Origin of the sequence: Paenibacillus sp. FSL R7-0331, from assembly GCF_000758645.1 — a bacterium.
Taxonomy (GTDB): Bacteria; Bacillota; Bacilli; order Paenibacillales; family Paenibacillaceae; genus Paenibacillus_AQ; species Paenibacillus_AQ camerounensis.
Map to the genome: position 1 here is coordinate 6,069,738 of NZ_CP009284.1, position 15,135 is coordinate 6,084,872.

18 protein-coding genes are annotated in these 15,135 nt (G+C 50.7%); 3 read left to right on the forward strand and 15 right to left on the reverse strand.

All coding sequences use genetic code 11. The features are described 5' to 3' along the window. Positions 1–99 precede the first annotated feature (99 nt). Entirely contained in the window at positions 100–975 is an 876-nt protein-coding gene (locus R70331_RS26395) for a nucleotidyltransferase-like protein (RefSeq protein ID WP_042180784.1), read from the reverse strand. Positions 976–1,104: 129 nt separating this feature from the next. On the opposite strand from R70331_RS26395, the gene R70331_RS26400 reads away from it, so the two are divergent. After that, positions 1,105–1,473, forward strand: coding sequence for a YgzB family protein (locus R70331_RS26400; protein ID WP_042180785.1), 369 nt, complete (start codon positions 1,105–1,107; stop codon positions 1,471–1,473). Positions 1,474–1,594: 121 nt separating this feature from the next. On the opposite strand, the gene R70331_RS26405 is transcribed toward R70331_RS26400, so the two are convergent. From R70331_RS26405 to R70331_RS26475, 14 genes are all read right to left on the reverse strand, one after another. Next, positions 1,595–3,310, reverse strand: a complete 1,716-nt coding sequence (locus R70331_RS26405; RefSeq protein WP_042183289.1) for a glycosyl hydrolase family 18 protein — start codon at positions 3,308–3,310, stop codon at positions 1,595–1,597. Between the two features lie 219 nt (positions 3,311–3,529). Further along, a complete protein-coding gene (gene perR, locus R70331_RS26410; protein ID WP_042180787.1) occupies positions 3,530–3,961 on the reverse strand; it encodes a peroxide-responsive transcriptional repressor PerR in 432 nt (143 codons plus the stop codon). 134 nt (positions 3,962–4,095) lie between these two features. Next, complete coding sequence (locus R70331_RS26415) at positions 4,096–5,961, reverse strand: DUF4097 family beta strand repeat-containing protein (protein WP_081947761.1); 1,866 nt, start codon at positions 5,959–5,961, stop codon at positions 4,096–4,098. A gap of 41 nt (positions 5,962–6,002) precedes the next feature. Next, positions 6,003–6,473 (reverse strand): GNAT family N-acetyltransferase, encoded by a 471-nt coding sequence (locus tag R70331_RS26420; RefSeq protein ID WP_042180789.1) that lies wholly within the window; start codon positions 6,471–6,473, stop codon positions 6,003–6,005. A 90-nt stretch (positions 6,474–6,563) separates the two neighbouring features. After that, a complete protein-coding gene (gene gatB / locus R70331_RS26425; protein WP_042180792.1) occupies positions 6,564–8,009 on the reverse strand; it encodes an Asp-tRNA(Asn)/Glu-tRNA(Gln) amidotransferase subunit GatB in 1,446 nt (481 codons plus the stop codon). Positions 8,010–8,062: 53 nt separating this feature from the next. Beyond that, positions 8,063–9,520 (reverse strand): Asp-tRNA(Asn)/Glu-tRNA(Gln) amidotransferase subunit GatA, encoded by a 1,458-nt coding sequence (gatA, locus tag R70331_RS26430; protein ID WP_042180794.1) that lies wholly within the window; start codon positions 9,518–9,520, stop codon positions 8,063–8,065. 24 nt (positions 9,521–9,544) lie between these two features. Beyond that, positions 9,545–9,832: an Asp-tRNA(Asn)/Glu-tRNA(Gln) amidotransferase subunit GatC gene (gatC, locus tag R70331_RS26435; RefSeq protein ID WP_042180796.1), complete on the reverse strand. Its 288-nt coding sequence runs from the start codon at positions 9,830–9,832 to the stop codon at positions 9,545–9,547. A 140-nt stretch (positions 9,833–9,972) separates the two neighbouring features. After that, a complete protein-coding gene (locus R70331_RS26440; RefSeq protein WP_042180798.1) occupies positions 9,973–10,356 on the reverse strand; it encodes a hypothetical protein in 384 nt (127 codons plus the stop codon). Positions 10,357–10,501: 145 nt separating this feature from the next. Then, complete coding sequence (locus R70331_RS26445; RefSeq protein ID WP_042180800.1) at positions 10,502–10,726, reverse strand: hypothetical protein; 225 nt, start codon at positions 10,724–10,726, stop codon at positions 10,502–10,504. After that, positions 10,723–11,052, reverse strand: a complete 330-nt coding sequence (locus tag R70331_RS26450; protein ID WP_042180802.1) for a DUF5345 family protein — start codon at positions 11,050–11,052, stop codon at positions 10,723–10,725. Before R70331_RS26450 ends, R70331_RS26445 begins: the two co-directional genes overlap by 4 nt. Further along, positions 11,045–11,575, reverse strand: coding sequence for an RNA polymerase sigma factor SigY (gene sigY / locus R70331_RS26455; RefSeq protein ID WP_042183295.1), 531 nt, complete (start codon positions 11,573–11,575; stop codon positions 11,045–11,047). The genes R70331_RS26450 and sigY overlap by 8 nt, the downstream gene beginning before the upstream one ends. 478 nt (positions 11,576–12,053) lie before the next feature. Next, positions 12,054–12,686, reverse strand: a complete 633-nt coding sequence (locus R70331_RS26465) for an MBL fold metallo-hydrolase (RefSeq protein ID WP_042180806.1) — start codon at positions 12,684–12,686, stop codon at positions 12,054–12,056. A 3-nt stretch (positions 12,687–12,689) separates the two neighbouring features. Continuing rightward, positions 12,690–13,256, reverse strand: a complete 567-nt coding sequence (locus R70331_RS26470; protein ID WP_042180808.1) for a thioredoxin family protein — start codon at positions 13,254–13,256, stop codon at positions 12,690–12,692. Next, positions 13,253–13,867 (reverse strand): undecaprenyl phosphate transporter UptA, encoded by a 615-nt coding sequence (locus R70331_RS26475; RefSeq protein ID WP_042180810.1) that lies wholly within the window; start codon positions 13,865–13,867, stop codon positions 13,253–13,255. The genes R70331_RS26470 and R70331_RS26475 overlap by 4 nt, the downstream gene beginning before the upstream one ends. A 216-nt stretch (positions 13,868–14,083) precedes the next feature. Between R70331_RS26475 and R70331_RS26480 the strand changes: the two genes are divergently transcribed. Beyond that, positions 14,084–14,419, forward strand: a complete 336-nt coding sequence (locus tag R70331_RS26480) for an autorepressor SdpR family transcription factor (protein ID WP_042180812.1) — start codon at positions 14,084–14,086, stop codon at positions 14,417–14,419. Further along, positions 14,416–15,072, forward strand: coding sequence for an SdpI family protein (locus R70331_RS26485; protein WP_042180814.1), 657 nt, complete (start codon positions 14,416–14,418; stop codon positions 15,070–15,072). Before R70331_RS26480 ends, R70331_RS26485 begins: the two co-directional genes overlap by 4 nt. The last annotated feature ends 63 nt before the right edge of the window (positions 15,073–15,135 follow it).

Below are 15,135 nucleotides of genomic sequence, written 5' to 3' on the forward strand. Positions count from 1 at the left end.
CTTCCACACCTAAAAACCAACAAAAAAAGAGAGTACATTTCCTCTCCTTAGCTTGACCTATTCAGCTTCACAGCATGCATACCGGTGATCTTTTTGTATCTATAGTGTGTAGCGGACCGCGCGGCCTTCAGCAGCATCATCGGCCCAGGCCGTTATCTCTCTAATCTGTGAACGGGACACCAGCTTGCGCAGTACAAGCGGCAATTCAGCACCAAGCGGACTTAGACCGGAATGCTGTAATAATTCTTTAATGCTCCAGGACTCTTTGCGGCTTCCCAGAATATCCAGCAGCAGGCTGCAGCAGTCAGACATTTTGGACATAAGAGCAAACTCACAGGCGAGCAGAATAAGCTCAACTCTCTGATCAAGCGTTTCGGTGCTCACTGTCAGCTCCTCATACAGCTTGTGTACCGGGGTATTCAGACTTTTCACCTGCTCCCACACTGCCGGACTTGGAAAGAATCCCGCCTCGCTGACCTCAATCCGTGCCCAGTGATATAAGGCAATAAGTACACAATTATATGCATCCATCGTGCAGTCGGCTTCAAGGTAGCGCTTGGATTTTACATACATGTGCAGGAAACGGGCAAATTCCATAAACAATACCCGCTCTTTAAGCGGTCCCTGGAACCGGACTATTTCACGCCGCATCTCCCCCAGAATCCCCTTAGGGTCCCAGATAACCTCGCCGGCTACCAGACTGGTAAGCAGTTCGTTATTATCCCCTGCCAATACAGCCCGTTCAAGTGCAGGCAAACCTACATGCACTGTCTGCGTCCGCCGCTCACCTGCAACGGTGTGAGTCAGAACCCGTTCCTTTTCCTGCTCCTCGTGCAGCATCAGTACCACCATATCAAAATCGTGAAGCAGAGCGCTCTCAAACGAAGCATTACCCTGTTGCCGCAGTGCTATAGCGCCCAGGACAGTCTCGTCAAACGTTTCTCCACTCAATAAGGTCAAATTGGATAGTTCCATGCTTCCCTCCATCAAATTTGGCGATTTTGCGTCACGTCAGTTATAATTCTTATAAATAATAATATTCTACATAGTCATGTCAGTTCCTTCCGGAAGTCCCAACTATATTTTAGTTAGGAGCTAAGCGATATGAAGATGAAGTCGGCTAAAATCAATGCTTTTCGCACTTGGGGACTGCTGCTCACCATGGTTGGCATGGGCCTGATGATTGCCGGAACGGCAGGCATTGTATTCTGGGGATCCGCAGGGAAAATAGCTGCCGCTATCGGACTCGTTATCGGACTGATCTCGATGACAGCCAGTCTGGCCATCTATTTTTGGGCAGGCATGCTGTCTACAAGCGCTGTCCAGCTGGAGTGTCCGGAATGCGGGAAGCTTACCAAAATGCTCGGTAAAACCGACCGTTGCATGTTCTGCCACACCCTGCTTACCCTGGATCCTGCACAAGCAACCCTGACTTCCGAGCAGCTTGAAAGTCAAAAGCTTCAGCATCCCTAGAATGCCCGGCGTGCAATTCTCTTCTTATTATCCACTCCCCCACTGAAAAATCACTGAAAAATTGATGTAAACAAAGAAAGGTGCCCCAAACGGGGCACCTTTCTTCTATATACCGGATCGTCTACTTACTTATTTCCTGAAGTGTCTGCCAAGCCTCCAGCGTTCCGAAGCTGCGGGTCCAGGAAGCCACTCCGCCAAGTCCGAACGATTTGGCAAGCTCAACCCGTGATTTCAGGGAAACCTTGTCCTCAATCCATATTTTGTTAAGCACACCGTCTACTTTGTATTCCACATAATTCTGACCTGCCTCGTTATCGAAAGACGGGGTCAGTTTCTTTTCCGCCAAAAGCTCCTGAACCGTCTTCATGCCGACCGCTTTGGAGCTTACCTTCTTCTCCCCGTTCTCCATCGTCTCAGTCCAGATGCGGGTGTAGAGCGGAACACCGAGAATCAGCTTCTCGGCCGGCACATCGTCCTCCTCAATAATCCGGCTTATCGAGTTTTCAACCCAAGACAATGAGGCTACCGAGCCTGCTGTGGGGCTGGACGCCCAATGCTCGTCATACGCCATAACAATTAAAAAGTCCGCTGCTGAGCCAAGCGCTCTCCGGTCCAGGAACAGTGACCACATTTCACTATTCGATTTCGGGGTAACATCTATAGAAGTAATCAGATTTTTGGCCTGAGCCATCGGTTTTAGCTCCCGCATAAACTGCGTGACATTCTCCCCGTCCTTGGTGTACACATTCTCAAAATCAATATTAATTCCGTCAAGATCATATAAATCAGCATATTCCAGCATTTGAACAATTGTATTCATCCGCTTTTCATAGCTCGATAACGCTTCAGTGGTCAGATCCGCGTCAAAGCTGTTACTGAGCAATCCCCATACCTCCATGCCTTGCTTATGAGCCCACTCCACATAGGCACTATCGGCCTTACTGCGTACATTACCTTCAACATCCACAATACTGAACCAGGTTGGACTGACCACGTTCACCCCGGGCAGCTCTCCAAAATTAGCCGGATTAGGCTTTCGCTCATAGACAGCCTCCCAGAACAGGTTCACAGCCTTCCCTTTCCAGCTGCGTTCTGCACGCGTAGGCACATACTCCTTCTGCTCCACTGTCTTTTCTCCGTCAGCGGTAATATCGGCAGTCTTTATATATCCGGTATAGCCGCTATCCATCTGTACATACAGCCATTCCTCATTCTCGTTCTCTGTATTCCAGATCCGTACCATTGTACCGGGAGGCATGTCCGCAATAATTGGCGCATGAATAGTCGGCTCATTGCGCAATGCCTTCGTACGGCCGCCTGTCTCCCCTTTAACCATGCCGGTCGGCACGCTCTCTCCGGCAGTCATCAGCAGAACAGCACCAGTGACGCTGTCCTCCTCCACCTCCAGCCCGTACAGATCTTCAAGAGCATCGGCCGGAAGATAGGTCACTCCATCCTTCTCTTCAGGAGCAAGCCGGAGCTGGACCGGCTCATTGTTCAGGCTGGCCGATGTTGAATCCTCCTGCATATATAGCAAATCATTATCTGTAGAAAGAATAACGGACTTGGTAGCTTCTTCATAACGGATAGCCGGATCAACATAATCCTGCAGCAAAGGGAGCGGCAAAAGTAAACCGTCACCGGTACCGCTGGCAGAGTATCCTGTTAACTGGCCTTTTACAAAAACCGGCTGCTTCATGCCTTCCCAGTCCGGCTCGGTATGCTCACGGTTAGGCAATACATAGAAAGCGATCCAATAGGCGGCTGCGGCGATAATAACAAGTACTGCGAAAAGGCTAAAACGGCTTCCACGCTTGCGGGTACGTCCTTGTCTCATTCTGCTCTCCAAAATATATCCTCCAAAACTATCAATAGATTTAAGTGCAGTTTTCTAGTCTTAAGTATACGCTATGTTCAATGCATTGGTTGCGCAAATCTGCTGGAAGGACAGGCATTAAATGGCCTCTACACTCCGGTATAACAAAAAACGCGTGATACCCGTTGCCGGATCCCACACGTTATAAATTCTCGCTCTTCACTTAAATTCCTTTACTGCTTAATGCTTGTTTTCACTGCAGCATTTGCAGACTCCGTACATTTCCATACGCAATCCGTGAACCTTGAAACCTGTTGCGAGCTCTGCCGCATGCTCTACCTCATGAAGCGACGGATAGCTGAAGTCTTCGATTTTACCGCATTCCTGGCAGATGACATGATAATGATCGGATACATTAGCATCAAAACGGCTGGAGTTATCACCGTAGGTCAATTCACGCACCATTCCGGCTTCCATGAACATCTTCAGATTGTTGTATACTGTCGCCACGCTCATACTTGGAAACTGCGGCTCCAGCGCACGATAAATATCGTCTGCCGTAGGATGATTCAATGCCTCCATCAGATACGTCAAAATAGCATGACGCTGGGGTGTAATACGGACACCGGTAGTCTTTAATTGTTCCAATGCATGCTGTACGCCACTACCCATCAATTCCACCGCCTTTAAATTAAACCCGTAATGTAAGAAATTAAAACTATACTGCAATTGTAAAACCATAATTTGAATGTTGTCAACGCGCCAGATACATTATATTCATTATTATATAATAAAAATTACTTTTTTCAATATTCCTTCACAATTAAACTGCTGTTTCCTTCTACATGCACCTTATACTCACCTGTGCCTATTTCGCCGGAAATGGTTTTCTTGTCAATCATCAGTCCGCTAATTTCAGAATTAATGTTTCCGTAACCGCTCGAACCTGCCATTGTATAATTTGCTTCAGCAGGCAGGTAAAGATTAATATCACCAACGGCGCTATAGACCTCCCAGTCCCCGCCAACCGCCTCTGACCGGACATTAATTGTGCCGTTCAGCGATTCCGCATGCAGCTTCGCCCTTACACCGTCAACTGTAAGGTTTCCGTTTTTGCTGGACAGGCTTACTTCATCCCCGCTGCCTGTAGCTGAGATATTACCGACAACCGTGGAGAGCTTCAGTGCACCTGCAACATCCCAGGCATCCATGCTTCCTCCTCCTGTTGAGAGATCAACTCCGCCTTGAACTGTACGGGCGCGGACTGCGCCGTTCAATGTTTTTCCTTTTACATTTCCAAAAATACGATGCAGAATCAGCTCACCGTTACCAGTCTCAAGGGCAATATCTTTAATGGCCTCAACGTTCTGCAGTGTTATGCCTCCGTTCATCGTCCGGATATCGAGATTGAAGCGCCGGTCTTCCGGGAGCGAAATGTCAAGGTCCATGCGCGGCTGCCGTTTGCCGGAATCGCCGTACGTTTTGTATTGAGGAGTGATTTTAATAGTGGGACCTTCTTCTACCTGGACAAAAGACTGCTCTGAAACGGCCTCTGCCTGTGCTCCTTCCAGCTGATCTACCCACACAGTGGCTGTAATTTCTATATCCTCCACTGCAGCGCGGTGGATCAGAATATCCCCGTTGATACCATCGACCGTAATCTTGGAGGTATTAAGCTCGACGGGTACAATTAGCGGCGCCTTCTCGTAACGGTTCCCTTCCGCCTCCCCGTAATCCACTGCAGCCGCAGTCAGATTAAGACTGACTTTGTTCCACAGATGCAAATAGTGCGCCTGTTCAGCCACAATAAATACGCTGGCTCCCAGTACTATTGCCGACAGCAAGCCGCGCAGGTCCATCCGGGGTCTCGGGGCTTTGGTTATATTACCCCTCCGGTGCGAAATCAGGGAAATGAGCAGATACTCCACGCCCCACAGTACCGGGATCAGCGGCCACCATTTGAGCAATAACAGCATGCTGTCGGTTCCGTTCACCCAATCCAGCAGCAGGAGAATGCCAACGGCGGCGAGCACTGCAGCAGCTGTATAGCGGCCTACACGGCGAGGGCGGCGTTCGCCGCTGTTGCGTACCAGCATACCCTTGGCAATCTCGCGTCCCCCCAGCCATAAACCGCCAAGTATCAGAACGCCAGCAACAGCAGCACCTGCATAGTTCTCAATAGTGTACTGAAGCCAGAACGGCTTTTGGCGGAAAAGGAACATAAGCACTCCCCCGAAAAGCAGCATCAGACCAAAGGCAATCCCCGGCTCACTGATCCAGGCACGGCGCCTGGCTGTCTTGCCCGCTGTTAGCGGCAGCTCCGGCTCGGATTCCTCCGGCAGCCGGAGAATACGGTCTGCAGACTGCAGCGCATCGAATACATTGTAAAAATACACGGCAGGAATCAGCAGTGCCAGCAAAATAAGCAGCGGAACATTGATCTGCATGCCTAAAGATGAAAAATACAGCATAGCCGCAATATCCAGCAAAATAATGAACAGGAAAGAAATCCCCTTGCGCAGAAGCCCAAAATAGAGATGTCCGCTTCCGGGAATAACGGCTGCCAATAGCCCTGCTATAAATTTGCGCTTGCGGGGGCGTTTTTTCTGGCGCGGCGGAATTACAGGTGGCTTAGGCTGCATAACAGATTCATCCTGCTGTTCGGAATTCATATCTGGACTCTTCCTTTCCCGAAAGGTATATTTCATCCTGCTCAAAGCTTCCCACCCCGGTAGAATTCAATCAGCTCCACTCCCGGAGCCACTTCCTCTGTACTTGCAGGAACAAAACCGTGCTTTGAATACAGGGTTACGGCAGGGTGATTCAGCTTCCCTGTAGATACTATAAACTGCTCCATTTCGGAATACTGTCTGAAAATAAATTCCAGCAGGCCTCCGGCAACGCCCTGGCGAAAATGCTCAGGATTCACCATCATCCGGGTAACCGTCAGCCTGCCCGGTGTTTCCTCAAGAACAGCTACGGCTCCCAGCAGGTCTCCGCTGTCATCAAACCGGCCGTAGAACTCCTCTTTCGCAGCGGACAGCATCTCTCTTGTCTCAAGCAGCGGAGGAATTTCATTGAAGCCTATCATCTCCGCTTCCAGCCTGTAGGCTTTGTGCTGGAGGCTCCAGAGCTCACTTAGAGTGTAATCATCCTGCAGATCCAGCCTGATTATTGTATTCATCCGCCCATTCCCCTTATATGCCGCACAGGGCCTGCCGTTGCCGACAAGCCCTGTGCATAAGATCCTATAATAAATCACCCAAACCCGGTCTTATCCGTTCAGCACTTCTGCCAAAAGGTTGTTTACCAGCCCCGGATTAGCTTTACCTTTGCTTTCTTTCATTACCTGGCCTACGAGGAAGCCGATTGCCTTCTGCTTGCCGGCTTTGTAATCCTCAACGGATTGCGGATTGGCAGCCACAACAGCTTCAACAATCTGCTTGATTGCACCTTCATCACTGATCTGTATAAGGCCCTTTTCTTCAACGATTACAGCAGGCAGCTTGCCGCTTTCCAGCATTTCTTTAAACACGGTTTTGGCGATTTTACTGCTGATGGTTCCGCCGGCAATCAGCCCGATCATCTCCCCAAGTCCCTGCGGGGTAATCTTTACCCGGGATAATTCAAGGCTGTTGCTGTTCAGATACCCGAGCAGATCGCCCATCATCCAGTTCGCAACGGCTTTGGCATCCTTTGTAAAGGCAAGACTGCCCTCAAAGAAATCAGCCAGCGGCTTGGAAGAGGTCAGTACGCCTGCATCGTAGGCTGTAAGCCCATATTCTTCGCTGTAACGGGCCTGGCGGGCATCCGGCAGTTCCGGAATGGTCTGGCGGATGGATTCCTTCCAGGCATCGTCAATATGCAGGACAATCAGATCCGGGTCCGGGAAATAACGGTAGTCATGTGCTTCCTCTTTGCCGCGCATGGACAGGGTTTTGCCCTGTGCCTCGTCCCAGCGCCGGGTTTCCTGCACTACCACACCGCCGTCATCAAGGATTTCACCCTGGCGGAACTGCTCATATTCAAGGCCGCGCAGTACACCGCGGAAGGAGTTCATGTTCTTCAGCTCGGCGCGGATACCGAATTCTTCTTGTCCCACAGGACGCAGGCTGATGTTGGCATCGCAGCGCATCGAGCCTTCCTCCATCTTCACATCGGAAACATCGCAGTACTGCATGACTGCACGGATCTTCTCCAGATAAGCACGCGCCTCTTCCGGCGAACGCAGATCCGGTTCAGAAACGATCTCTATCAGCGGAGTTCCCACCCGGTTGAAGTCAACCAGTGAGGCAAATCCGCCGTCCACGTGTGTTAGCTTGCCTGCATCTTCCTCCAGGTGAAGGCGGGTAATGCCGATCCGCTTTGTCTCTCCGTTCACCTCAATATCGATCCATCCGTTCAGGCCGATCGGCTGGTCGAACTGCGAAATCTGGTAGGCTTTCGGCGAATCGGGATAAAAGTAGTTTTTGCGGTCGAACTTGCTGACATCACCGATAGTGCAGTTCAGCGCCATTGCCGCTTTCATGGCATAATCCACCGCCTGGCGGTTCAGCACAGGCAGCACGCCGGGATGCCCCAGGCAGACCGGGCAGGTATGGGTATTAGGCGGTGCACCGAATTCCGTCGAGCAGCCGCAGAAAATTTTGGACTTGGTATGAAGCTCCACATGAACTTCCAGCCCGATGACCGTTTCGTATTTAGACATAAATGATCTCATCCCTTAAAAGTTTTGTGAGCCTGTTCCCTGTACAGAGTATTATCCGGCGGAGCTTACAGCTGTGGCCGCTCTTTGTGGTAATCTGTATGTTGTTCAAAGGCGTGCGCAACACGCAGCACGGTGCTTTCGTCAAATTCCTTCCCGATAATCTGCAGTCCGACCGGCAGACCGTCGGCAAAGCCGCAAGGAATGCTGACCGCAGGAATGCCGGCAAGATTGACCGGAATGGTCAGTATATCGTTCAAATACATCGTCAGCGGATTTTCCGTCTGTGAGCCCAGCTTGAAAGCAGTAGTCGGCGCTGTAGGGCCGATTACCACATCATATTTCTTGAAGACTTCATCAAAGTCTTGCTTAATCAGGGTGCGTACTTTCTGCGCTTTCAGATAATAAGCATCATAATAACCGGAGCTCAGCGCATATGTGCCCAGCATAATCCGGCGCTTCACCTCTGGACCGAAGCCTCGGCTGCGGGAATTGTGGTACAGATCAAGCAGTCCGCCGCCCTCATCCACACGCACACCATAACGGACGCCGTCAAAGCGGGCCAGGTTAGAAGAGGCTTCCGATGAAGCGAGCAGATAATATGCTGCCACTGCATATTCCGTATGCGGCAGGGAAACTTCTTCCCATACTGCGCCGAGGCTTTCCAGCACTTTAAGTGCGGACATCACCTGTTCGCGCACCGATGGATCTACGCCTTCGCCGATATATTCCTTCGGCACGGCAATGCGAAGTCCGGAAACGTCGCCGGTCAATGCGCTCAAATAGTCGGGGATGTCCACTTTTGCAGAGGTGGAATCCTGGGCATCATAGCCTGCGATCGCCTGCAGCACATATGCGGAATCCTCCACATTGCGGGTTACCGGGCCGATCTGATCAAGCGAGGAAGCGAAAGCCACCAGACCGTAACGGGACACCAGACCATAGGTCGGCTTCAGGCCGACTACGCCGCAATAAGATGCTGGCTGGCGGATCGAGCCGCCGGTATCCGAGCCAAGCGCGAACAACACTTCACCGGCGGCAACAGCCGCTGCCGAACCGCCGCTTGATCCTCCGGGAACATGCTCCAGATTCCATGGATTACGTACAGCACCATAAGCGGAGTTTTCATTAGAGCCGCCCATAGCGAACTCGTCCATGTTCAGCTTACCGACCGTTACCGCATCCGCCTGACGCAGCTTAGAGACAACGGTCGCATCATAAATCGGCTGGAAATTGTCCAGGAACTTACTCGCACAGGTAGTACGCAGCCCCTTAGTAACAATGTTGTCCTTTATCCCGGCAGGCAGGCCGAACAGCAGGCCGCGCGCCGCTCCTGAAGCCAGCTTGTCGTCCAGCGCACGCGCAGACTGGCGTGCCCCTTCCTCATTCAGCGTTAAAAATGCATGTACCTTACTGTCACGATCAGCAATAGCAGCCAAAGATTGCTCCGTCAGCTCACTGACGGAAATTTCCTTGCTCTGCAGCATGTTATGTAGTTCTGGCAATCGATATTGAAACAGGCTCAACATTCTTCCTCCTTTTCGGTATGGTTATTCCAGTACAGCCGGAACCTTAAAGTGGCCGTCTTCATCCTCCGGCGCGTTAAGCAGAGCTTCGTCCTGGGACAGGCTCTCCTTCACGACATCCTCACGCATGACGTTGCTGACCTGCAGCACATGTGTAGTCGGCTTTACATTTTCTGTATCCAGCTCATTCAATTTCTCGGCATATTGTAAGATAGCATTCATTTGTTCAGTAAAAACAGCCTCTTCCTCCGGGCTTAGCTGCAGTCTGGCCAGCTTGGCCACATGCTGCACATCTTTGACAGTAATGCTCATAAAGAATATCCCTCCTGTTTAAAGGGCTAAAGCGCCCGGATAACGTTTTTAATTATATTGTAGAAGCCTGGACAATTCAATGTACTTGTCATTCCGCCCTTTATCTGGATAACAAAAAGACCGGCTTGCGCCGGTCTTCCTTAAATCCAAGCCCGGAGATTCACCTGTTTGATGAATTCCGCCTGGGACATGCTCTCTTTAGGTGCTGCTTCCGCTTCTTCCGCTTCAGCATCCTCGCCGTTCATCAAATGATGAAACAGCTTCTCGTTATACGTCGATAAAGCATAATCGATCAAGGCCTCATGCGTCGCTCTTTCGGCTTCCGCCTCCAGCAGCTGATCTTCCGCCTCAATGTCCTCTGCAGTAACATAAAAATTCCTATTAGCCTGAGGGACCCGGATGACGTAATCAAACGCATTGTCAGGATTGCGGTCATAAGCAATCAGGTAGCCGTAGTCTCCGATAGGAAGACTCTGTTCAAACGCGTCAGCAACAATGACAATCTTCTCTCCCAACCGCAGCATCGCCTTACCTCCTGCTCCAAAATCTATCATGGTTCTACTTGTTTCAACAGTCTACTAGAAAAAGCTAGAGCTGTCCAGCAGCAGCAGGAGTGTTAAATGAAAGTTCACAATAATTTTCTGAAAACAAACATTGTGTAATACGGATTCAGCGTTTCTGTCCGGTTCTCCGGCGGCGTTCCGGCCGCACAACAAACAGCAGGTAAACAATCAGCGGCGTGGGAAATCCGGTCATCCCCCATAATCCCCAGAACCAGGCTGCCCTGCCTTTATCCCTGCTGCGGGCATCATGGAAAAGCCATGTCCCCTGAACCAGCAATATGGCTGCAATAACAGCCCATAGCCAATAAGGCACATCACGCAGCTCCTTCATTGCCCCCTCTCCTCCCGTCGTTGCCTGACCTTTACCGCGGCCAGCCCCCCAAGTACAGCAAGCGGAATTACCGCTTGGATAACCCAGTAAACAGCAGGCGCAAAACCAAGAAGAGTCAGAACAATACTTAAGAGAAGTATTGCAGCCAGTAAAAACAGCAGCAGCTCCCGGCGGCTCTGACGCCGTCTGTGGTCAGCCTCTGCGGCCAGAAACTGCTGTATCGCCGGTAAGGACGGTGCCGAGATGTCATCATACTGCGCATCCAGCCGCTCCAGCTCAGCAGACAGCTTATTCAGAAGCTTCTGGTCCTCAGCATCTTTATTCATCCTCTTTGAGCTCCTTTCTCAGCTGCTGCAGACCTGTAGACACACGTGATTTAACGGTTCCTGAAGGAACCTCCATAATGCTCCCTATCTCTTCATAGCTGTAGCCGTAGTAATGCTTCAGAAGTACAGCTACACGCTGGGGCAGCGGTAGCCTGGACAATGCATCAAGTACATCACTCCATTCCATATTGCGGCTCTCGAACCGCCAGCGGATAGCCGCCGCTCCCCGCTCCCGGCGCAGCCATTCTGACTCCCTCTTCCATCGCCGTTTACGGTCAATGTACAGCCGGGTTGCAATCGTGATCAGCCATGAGGAGAAAGCTGAGGTGCCATTATAATTGCCGATCTTCTCCATAGCCCGCACCATAGTGTCCTGGGCAAGCTCTTCCGCCAGGGAAGGGTCCATAGTAGCTTTGATTAAATATTTGAACAAGAAGTTGTAGTGCTCCCGCAGAAGCCCGGCCAGCGCCGTGGCATCCCCCTGCTGTGCCTGCCTGATTAACTCCAGCGTCCCTTCGTCCATCAGCTTCCTGTTCCCTCCTTCATTTGTGCACAGCTGTAATACGTCCAGAGCTGCCGGATCGTTCATTCCCCGTCCCGGTTATTTTGCAGCTCCCATAGTCTGCGCCTCCAGGGCTGATAGCGCCCCCGGCCGGCCGGAAATCCCCAAAAACATAAAGGGCTCCGTGACTCTCCGGCTGTCTGAGTTTCCTTTACCTTTGGATGATATAACGCCGGCCTCTCTATGCCTTCAGCCTTTAAATCAGCTTCACTTAAGCTGGAGCAAACATATAAATCAATACTATCGTTCTTCAATGAACTTCCTCCCATACAAATAAACCCGTATAAACAGACAAAAAAAGAACGCAAACCGGGATTAATTCCGCAGTCTGCGTGCTTCGCGAGGTAAATGTTACATTTAATTAACGTTATTGTAGCAACTTTGTATCCTTCTGTCTATCTCTATTTTCTCGCTTTTTGTCGCCTGGTAAGGAATGCCGTCACTGCATGGGGACGTAGGGATTGTTCCGGCGCTCAAAGCCAATGGTCGTCCGCGGGCCGTGCCCCGGATAAACCTTCACTTCTTCATCCAGACGGTATAGCTTGCCGCGCAAGGAATCAACCAGATCCCGCTCTCTGCCTCCGGGGAGGTCAGTACGTCCTACACCAAGCTTAAACAGGACATCTCCGGAAAAAAGATCATTCCCGCACAGGAAGCTGACGCTGCCCGGCGAATGACCGGGAGTATGAAAAACTTTAAAGGTAAGCCCTAGCAGCTTCAAAATCTGGCCCTCGGCCAGATCATATTCCGCAGGCTCCGTACTGATCGGAGGTGAGGACTCCGGCCACATCAGGGAGCCGTTCAGCTTGGGACTGACCAGCCACTCACTCTCCAGGGCATGTACATAAACAGGGCAGTTTTTGGCCTTGCGCAGTTCATCCACACCGCCAATATGGTCGAAATGGGCATGGGTCAGCAGAATCGCTTCAATCTCCATATCTTGAACAGCGCGCAGCAGTGCAGCAGGATTCATGCCGGGGTCGATGATGACACCCCGCTGCGGATCAGCTCCGGTAAGCAGATAGGCATTGGTCTGGAGCGGGCCCAGATTATAGGAGCGGACATTTAACATTGATCAGAGACCCGAAATCAGAGTGCGAAGCTCACTGGCAATAACCGCGTGCGACTCTGTTCCTTCTCCGTAGGCCTGCCCCATAGCCTTGCGCACTTCCGCAATTTTGCTGTCGTAATCAGCAGCTTCACGGTCAGGATTCTCCTGTTTGAAGGCACGCATCAGTGTCTGTACATGCTCTGGACGCGGTCCCCAGTGTCCCAGCACATATCCGCCTGTATCAGCAAAGATTACAACCGGCACTGATCTTCCGCCCATCGTAAGAAAATCATCCATAAGATCCTGATTCTCTTCAAGAATCAGCACTTCAGTCTTGATCCCTGCGGTCTCCAGAATCCGGAATACAACCGGCACATTGCGCACAACATCACCGCACCAGTCCGCAGCCAAAATCAGCACACGCAGATCATCACGATGGTTCAGGCTTTCAAAAAATTCACGGTCGTCCCCGTTATCCCATGCAAACTTCTCATACCAGGATTCAAACGCCTGCTGGTTTTTGGTCATGCTCTCCACGAACTGGCGGGGGGTCAGGCCTTGGCCAAACTTATAGGCTACATTCTGCTTCATGCTGCACTACCCTTCTTTTTGAATTTATACCATTTGAACAGAAAATAGATAATAATAACGGCAATTGCAACCAGAAGAATCTCACGGGTATATTTACCCGCAACCTCATCAATGGTCTCCCATTTGTCACCCAGGGTGTATCCCAGGTATACAAACAGCGCACTCCATGGAATCACAGCAAGTGTAGTAAGCAGCGTAAATTTACCCAGCGGCATACGTGATATACCTGCAGGCACTGAGATGGCATGACGGACGACCGGAATGAACCTTGCGGTGAAAATAACACCGGTACCATACTTTTTAAACCATTCCTCTGAGTGGTCGATATGCTTCTTGTTAATCAAAATATACTTTCCGTATTTCTCCAGCACCGGTCTTCCGCCGTAGCGGCCGATCCAGTACACAAAAATCTGTGCAATTACACCGCCAATTGTACCAAAAATAATGGCTCCGAAGAAATTAATGTCGCCCTGTGAAACCAGATAGCCGCCAAATGCGAGCACGATTTCACTTGGAATGACCTCCAGCATCAGCCCGATCATAATCCCGAAATAACCAAGACTCTGAATCCATTCAAACAAATGTGAGATCAGATCAGATATAACATGCAACTGCAGCCCTCCTCCCTTTGAATGCAAAGTGTAAACTGCCGGAAATCCGGCATTTTTCTGCTCTATGTACCCGGCTTCTACTAGCTTATTCTAGCATATGCCGGCTTACAACTTCTAGTTAAGGCACACAGCTGAATAACCGCTATTGACAATTACAGGAATAAGCGCAATTATATATTTAGACAATTACCTAAATATCGAAAGGTCGGACAGAACATGAATGAATCCTTTAAAGCGCTGGCCGATCCAACCCGGAGGCAGATCATCCGGCTGCTGCGTGAGAAAGACCGGACCGCCGGCGAGATTGCCGATTATTTCCGGATGACCAAACCCAGCATCTCCCATCACCTAAGCGCCCTGAAGCATGCCGGGCTGATACAGGATGAGCGCAAGGGGCAGTTTATTGTGTACTCACTCAATACAACTGTGCTTGAGGAGGTCCTGGGATGGTTTCTGGAACTGACCGGTGCCGGTAACAGCAGTGAGGCTGAACCGCCTGCAGCCAAGGATCAGCCCCGCGGGAAGCTCCAATCTGACAAGGAGGAATTATGATGAAGGATTTTAAATGGAAATGGCAGGACACGCTGATCGTTATATTCGGTATGCTTGCGCTCGGGTACGCTCTGGCTAACTATAGCAGACTGCCGGACCTGCTCCCTGCCCAGTTCAGCATTACAGGAGAAGTGAACAGGTATTGGCCGAAAAGCTCAATTATTATTCAAGGCGCCTTCCTGGGCCTCATTCTTCCGTTAGCTATGCAGTTCATCCGCCGGGCCGACCCCAAGAAGGATAATTACAGGAAATTTGAAGCTGCCTATAAAATGATCCGTCTGGCTATAGCCGTCATGATGGATGCTATGCTGGTGCTCGCTGTGGCCAAAGGGCTGAATCCCGATTTTGCTGCAGGCAAGCTTGCCATTGCCGTCATCGGTGTGCTGTTCATCGCGCTGGGCAACTATATGCCGCAGATAAAAGATAACTATTTTACCGGCATTAAGACACCCTGGACGCTTGCGAGTCCTGAAGTCTGGCGCAAAACCCACCGTTTCTCCGGGTACATGTGGGTAGCCAGCGGAGTATTGCTGATGCTTGCTGCATTTCTGCCTGCAACGCTGTCGATCAGCCTGATTATCACCGCTCTGCTGATTGCTGTCATTGTACCTTATGTCTACTCCTGGCTTATTTCACAGCGGATGAAGGCGTAGGGATGGTGCAGAGCGAAAGGCGTGCGATCAATTTAGATGGAATACCGCCGCTTAATTCTCTTC